Genomic DNA, 5078 nt, shown 5'->3' on the forward strand with positions numbered 1-5078 from the left:
TCGGTACGCAGCGGGTTGATCTCCGAGACGGCGCCGACGAACGTGGTCTTGCCCACGCCGAAGCCGCCCGCCACCACGATCTTCGCGCTGGTGGTTGAGCGGGCTGCACCGCCGCTAGAGCTTGCGAAGTCCACTGAGCACCCTTTCGAGCAGTGTCACGTCTGGTGTGCCGCCGGATTCCTCGCCGCCGGGCTGGTGGATGGCGACAAGGCCCGCCTCCGCCAGGTCGGCCACAAGGATCCGGGCGACGCCCAGGGGGATGGAGAGGAGCGCCGAAATCTCGGCGACCGATTTGATCTCAAAACAGAGCCGGCAGATCCGCTGATGCTCGGGCAACTGCCCTTGCAGCTGGGACGGATCGGCCGTCGTGCTGACCAGTGCCTCGATGGCGAGCTGGTACCGCGGCCGGGTCCGGCCACCGGTCATGGCGTACGGACGGACCAACGGATTGTGTGCGTTCATGGGAGCGGACTCCCGGGGGCGCCTCGGCCTGCCCTGCTGGACGCGGGGCCGCCTCGGCTGATCGTACGAGGGTTCCTGCGGCTGTTCGTACGGCTGTTGAGGTTGCTGCTGGGTCTGCCGCGGCTGCTGCGGCGGCGGTTGATACGGCCCCGGGGGCTGTTCGTACCCGCCGAACCCGCCGCCGGAGCCACCGCCGTCCTGCTGCGCCGGACCGCCCTGGTCGCCCTGGCCACCCTGACCGCTCGGCGCGGAGGGGAAGTTGAAGCGGTTCAGGGCATGCTCGCCCTGGGACCGCGGGCCACCGTCATAGGGATGCCCGTTTGGGGGTGTAGCCACGTTTCCTCCTCCGACTGCCGGTGTCGCCGGGCCCGATCATGGCGGACCTGCTCGGTCCGCGCCACCGCACCCCTATGGTGCGGTGGCGAGCCGCGCACTGTCTGTCAGTTGAGCAGACTTCCCTGGAGTTCGGCGCGCAGGTCCGGAGTGAGGACCGTACCCGCGCGGTCGACCAGAAGCGCCATCTCATAACCCACCAGACCGATATCGGCCTCGGGGTGGGCGAGGACGGCCAGCGAGGACCCGTCCGAGATGGACATGAGGAAGAGGAAGCCGCGCTCCATCTCCACGACGGTCTGGTTCACGGCACCGCCCTCGAAGATCCGGGACGCCCCCGCGGTCAGCGAGGTCAGCCCGGAGGCCACGGCCGCCAGCTGATCGGCGCGGTCACGCGGGAAACCTTCGGACATGGCCAGCAGGAGTCCGTCGGCGGAGACCACCACTGTGTGGGACACCCCGGGGGTGTTGTCCACAAAGTTGGTGATCAACCAGTTAAGATTCTGCGCCGCCTGGCTCATCGGGCTCACACTAACGCTCCTGGTTGTAGGTACTGCCCGGGCCGTGGCCCGGTCCGTTCGTGTCCCCGCCGGCGCTACGGCCCCGCTCGACACCCCGTCGCAGGCTGCTCAACCTGCCACGTATGTCCTCCGGAGCGCGCGAGACCGAGGGGCCGGTCGCCGTGTTCTGCTCCGCCGCACCCTCGACCAGATTGGCCTTGGGGACGCGGCGGGGGAGACCGGAGATGGTGACGCCGCCCGCCTTGGGCTCGCGGGTCTTCTCGGCCCGCTGCCAGCGGTCGTCGTTCTTGGCCCGCCAGTCCTCGGTGCCGGCCGTCTCGCTCTGCCCGTCGCCGGTGCCGGTGCTGCTGTCGGTTCCGACGCCGCTGCCGTTGACGCTGCTTGTGACATTGCTGGGGACGTTGCTGGTGGCGCTGTCGTTGCCGACGGTGCCGTTGCTCTGGTTGCTCTGCTGGCCGCCGCCGCCCCGGCGCGGCAGACCCGCGTCGGTCAGCGCGTGGCTGGCGCTCGGGGACGGTCCCGGACGGTCGAAGCCTACGCGTTCCTGAGCGATCTCGGGAGCGCTGTCCACGGATTCCGGTTCGGTCCGCCGCTCGGGCTCGTACCCGTTCTGGTACGTACCTGATTCCGACCACTCGCCCTGCTGGGCGGGGGGAGCGAAGGAATTCTCGAACGTCCCCGCGGCGGCCTGCGGAGCCTGACTGCCCTGCTCCGGATAGAACGCGGGATCGGCCTGGGCGGGAAGCGTGGCCTCCGGATAGGACGCCGCGGTCTCCGGGTACGCCGTCGGCTCCGGGTAGGGCTGCGCCGGGAACTCCGCGTACGCCGTCGGCGCGTACTCGGCACCTGCCGCGGGCGGCTGGGGCGCGTACGGGGCCTCCGACGGCGGTTCCTCGCGGTACTGGCCGTGCACCTGGTCCTGGAAGAGCGGCTGTTCGGACAGCGGCGGGGTACCCAGCGCGGCCCGCCGCTCCTCGCGCTTCAGCGAGCGGTCGACGGGGTTGAGGCGCTGGGACTCGTCCACCGGCGGCGGCTCGTAGCGCGAGTCGTCGAAGCCCAGCTCCGCGGCCGTCAGCATCGGAGCGGTCTGGAACTGCTGCTCCTGCGCCGGGGGCTGCTGCTCCGGCATGATCTGCGTGACGCTGAACTCCGCCGCCGGCTCCGACGGGGTGCCCCCGCCGCCGTGGGTGATCGCGTCGGGGAGCATCACCAGCGAGGTCGTCCCGGCCTGCTCGCCCGAGGGGCGCAACTGGACGCGGATGCCGTGCCGTTCCGAGAGCCGGCCGACCACGAAGAGACCCATGCGCTGGGACACCGAGGCGTCCACGGTCGGCGGGTTGGCCAGCTTGTGGTTGATGTCGGCGAAGTCCTCGGCGGTGAGGCCGATGCCCTTGTCGTGGATCTCGATCATCACGCGGCCGTCCGGCAGCCGGGTCGCGGTCACCCGGACCTTCGTCTGCGGCGAGGAGAAGGTGGTGGCGTTCTCCAGCAGCTCGGCGAGCAGATGCACCAGGTCGGTGACGGACTGGCCGTGGATCTCGGTCTCCGGCACCCCGGTCAGCTCGATGCGCTCGTACGACTCCACCTCGGAGGCCGCCGCGCGGAGTACGTCGACCAGGGGCACCGGCTGGTTCCAGCGGCGGCCCGGCTCCTCGCCCGCGAGGACGAGGAGGTTCTCGCCGTTGCGGCGCATCCGGGTCGCGAGGTGGTCGAGCCGGAAGAGGTTCTCCAGCTGGTCCGGGTCGCCCTCGTTGTTCTCCAGGTCGGAGATGAGGGTCAACTGCCCCTCGATCAGTGACTGGTTGCGGCGCGAGAGATTGGTGAAGATCGCGTTGACGTTGCCCCGGAGCATGGCCTGCTCGGCGGCGAGCCTGACCGCCTCGCGGTGGACCTGGTCGAAGGCGCGGGCGACCTCGCCGATCTCGTCGCGCGAGTCGATGGGGATCGGCTTGACCCGGGTGTCCACCCGGCCGGGCTCGGCGCGCGAGAGCTGGTCGACCAGCATCGGCAGCCGCTGCTCGGCGATGCCGAACGCGGCGGTGCGCAGCGCCAGCATCGAGCGGCTCAGCTGCCGGGCCATCATCGAGGCCAGGACGAACGCGGCCAGCAGCGCGATCACGACGATCGCGGCGTTGGTGATGGCGCGGTTCCTGGCGCTGTCCGAGATCCGCGAGGCGTCGGTGACTGCCTGGCCGAGAAGATCGTCCTCGACCGCCGTGTAGCCGTCGAACTTGGCGGTGGTGGCCGCCATCCACGCCTCGGGCGTCACCCCGCGGGACGCGAGCTGCTCGGGGGTGTCGCCGGTCGCGATGGCCGCGACCATGCCGTCGAGGACGGAGCCGTCCTTGCTCGGCGGCGCGGTGAAGTTCTGGCCGGCGGCCATCGCCTGCTGCTGCGCGGAGGCGAGCTTCTTGGCGCCCTCGGCCGTCTTCTCCTTCATGACGGCCTGGAGCTTGGCCAGATCCGACTCCGTGCCGCCGGAGGCGTACTCGCCGATCGCGATGTCCTCCAGATAGGCGTAACTGGAGAACGCGATCGCCTGACCGCTCTTGACGTCGGCCTTCTGGCTCGGCCGCACCAGCAGATGCATGCCGATGGAGCGCTGGAGCGAACCGGCGCCCTTGGCGAGCTGGAGCGCGTAGACCGTACGGCCGTAGCTGGTGCTGCCGCTGCCGAAGCCCAGTTCGTTGGAGAACTCCATGAGGGTGTGCTCCAGCGGCACGTATCCCTCTTCGGTGGCGACCGGGCCGCCGTTCTCGCCGCTCTTGTCCGGGGTTTCGACACCCGCGGTGAACGCGGTCTTCCGGAGGTCGGCGAGGTTGGGCTCCACGCTGCGGAACAGTGCGAGCCGGCGCTCCAGACCCTCCCGGCGCGGCATGTCCTGGACCGCCGCGTCGAACTTCCTGGCCGCGGCGTCCGTGGTCGCGAGGGCCTGGACGACGACGGGGGAGTCGCGCTTGTTCGTCAGCAGGGGCTGGGCGGTGAGGTCACGCTCGTTGAGCAGCGCCGTGCCGTAGTCCGAGGCCGCCCGTACGAGCAGCGCCGTGCGCTCGGCGTCCTGGGCCTGCTGCCAGGTGTCGACGGACGCCTTCACCTGGAAGCCGCCCATGCCCAGACCGACCAGCACGGGGATCAGCAGAATGGCGTTGAGCCGCGTGGGCACACGCCAGTTGCGCGGGGAGAAGCGGCTGGAACTGCCCGCTGCCGGGGGTGAAGCCGGGGTGGCCGCGGGCGGCACCGCTGTGCGGGGCGGCGGGGTGAAGTTCCCCCGCGCCTGCTGCTCCGCGGAGCTCGTCTTGCTTCGCCTCACTCGACCAACAACCTCTCGGCGTCGGCACCTTACGTTGTGCCGCGTTCTGTTTCAGGGGCCGTACTAGCCGTACTCCTCAGGAGTCGCTGAATTCCAGCACGGGGGAGCCGTGCAATCCAAACAGCAGGAATCAGCCATTCCGAGGGGTACGAGCCTCACATGAAACGGGCATAAGGAGCGAGCCATGTCAAAAGGCGGGGGCGATATGAGCACAGTGACACCGGCTGAGTGCGTCGGGTGTCCGAAGCGCACGAATTCTCTGTCGAAATGTTATGAACACGGAGGTGGGCCGTGTCCAGTGACATGGCCCACCCCCGGCGCTGTATACGACAACTTCCGTAGCGGATCGTCTACTTCAGTCGTGCCATGAGGGCGTGTTCGACGAGGGTGATGAGTCCGCTTTTGGCGTCGGCGCGGTGGCGGGCGTCGGTGGTGATGATGGGGGTGTCGGG

General features: G+C 69.7%; 3 protein-coding genes and 2 pseudogenes. All 5 read right to left on the minus strand.

Annotation, left to right across the window (positions count from 1 at the left end; translation table 11 throughout):
* Positions 1-134 (minus strand): annotated as a pseudogene (locus tag AB0389_RS37590) (ATP/GTP-binding protein); the annotation flags it as partial.
* Positions 115-798, minus strand: coding sequence for a DUF742 domain-containing protein (locus AB0389_RS37595; RefSeq protein ID WP_366400087.1), 684 nt, complete (start codon positions 796-798; stop codon positions 115-117). The pseudogene AB0389_RS37590 and the gene AB0389_RS37595, both read right to left, overlap by 20 nt.
* Positions 799-902: 104 nt before the next feature.
* Positions 903-1316 carry a roadblock/LC7 domain-containing protein gene (locus tag AB0389_RS37600; RefSeq protein ID WP_010984131.1) on the minus strand — a complete coding sequence of 138 codons (414 nt, stop codon included), beginning with the start codon at positions 1314-1316 and terminating at the stop codon, positions 903-905.
* A gap of 10 nt (positions 1317-1326) precedes the next feature.
* Complete coding sequence (locus AB0389_RS37605; RefSeq protein ID WP_366400088.1) at positions 1327-4626, minus strand: nitrate- and nitrite sensing domain-containing protein; 3300 nt, start codon at positions 4624-4626, stop codon at positions 1327-1329.
* 350 nt (positions 4627-4976) lie between these two features.
* Positions 4977-5078, minus strand: a pseudogene (locus tag AB0389_RS37610) (ATP-binding protein); the annotation flags it as partial.

Source organism: Streptomyces sp. NPDC093109, assembly GCF_040701725.1.
Taxonomy (GTDB): domain Bacteria; phylum Actinomycetota; class Actinomycetes; order Streptomycetales; family Streptomycetaceae; genus Streptomyces.